This window comes from Suttonella ornithocola (assembly GCF_001889065.1).
Classification (GTDB): Bacteria; Pseudomonadota; Gammaproteobacteria; order Cardiobacteriales; family Cardiobacteriaceae; genus Suttonella_A; species Suttonella_A ornithocola.
Map to the genome: position 1 here is coordinate 1 of NZ_LWHB01000219.1, position 1,040 is coordinate 1,040.

Consider the following 1,040-nt stretch of genomic DNA (forward strand, 5'->3'; position numbering starts at 1 on the left):
TTCTCTCATTGGGTGAGAGAAGCACTGTTACCTGAGTTACCTAAAAACAGTGTAATTGTCATGGACAATGCCGCTTTTCATAAACGCAGTGATATTCAAGCAATCATTGAAGAGCATGGGCATGAGATAGTTTGGTTACCCCCTTATAGTCCAGACTTAAATCCTATTGAAAAGATGTGGGCTTGGATTAAGCAAATCCGCAAAGAATGGCGGATGGATTGTATTGATACTTTATTCTTTTATCTGCTTTGGATTGGGTTGGGTTTTTGATGATTGCACTATATAAGTTGTTCTCCCCGTTTGAATAGCAAAGTCAAAAACAGCGTTAATGCGTTGTTTAACACGGCTTGCTGTTTCAGGTTTATCACTTATAGCAGACAATATCTGAAATACTTCCACAGGCATAATATGCGTTATATCTCGATCGCCAATATGCGGAAAAACATAAGTCGTTAAAGTATTAATGACTTGTTGAGCGTGTTTGGGGTTTTTCCATCCCGGTTTTTTATGCTGATACCATTCATCAGCTATTGCTCTGAATGACTGTCTAGTAGCTGTCCGTTTTGCTTTAGCTTGTTCTTTCTCTTGATTTGGATCATCTCCAGCCAATAAAACAGATTTAGCGGCTATATGCAGCTCTCTAGCTTTTTTAAGACTAATCACTGGATATTTTCCAAGCGACAATACTTTATCCTTACCCTGATAGCGATAGCGGTAATACCAATATTTTCCGCTTTTGGTGATATATAAAAATAAGCCTCCACCATCGAATAATTTTTTGGGTGTTCCGGTGAATTTAGCTTGCTGAATGATAAGTTCTCTTAGCCGCACTTTTTGTTCTGTATTCAAGATTAAGCGCAGAATACAGCAAAATTTTGTTTCCCCTTTGTTTCCCCTAAATCGTTTTTTTGTAGGCTTATTGTTTTAAATATTCTTAGATATTTTTAGCTATTTTTAGAAACTTTAAATTTAAGTAATAATTTGATTTTAATATGATAAATTCTTCCGAAGTCTAAAAAAAGCAATAAAAAAAGACGCTT

2 protein-coding genes are annotated in these 1,040 nt (G+C 35.7%); one reads left to right on the plus strand and one right to left on the minus strand.

The features are described from left to right. On the plus strand, nt 1-270 hold a 270-nt coding region (locus A5N85_RS13105), incomplete at its 5' end, for a transposase (RefSeq protein ID WP_211268226.1). Here A5N85_RS13105 and A5N85_RS13110 read toward each other — a convergent pair. After that, a complete protein-coding gene (locus A5N85_RS13110) occupies nt 232-849 on the minus strand; it encodes a tyrosine-type recombinase/integrase (RefSeq protein WP_072577584.1) in 618 nt (205 codons plus the stop codon). The genes A5N85_RS13105 and A5N85_RS13110 overlap by 39 nt on opposite strands. Between the last annotated feature and the right edge of the window lie 191 nt (nt 850-1,040).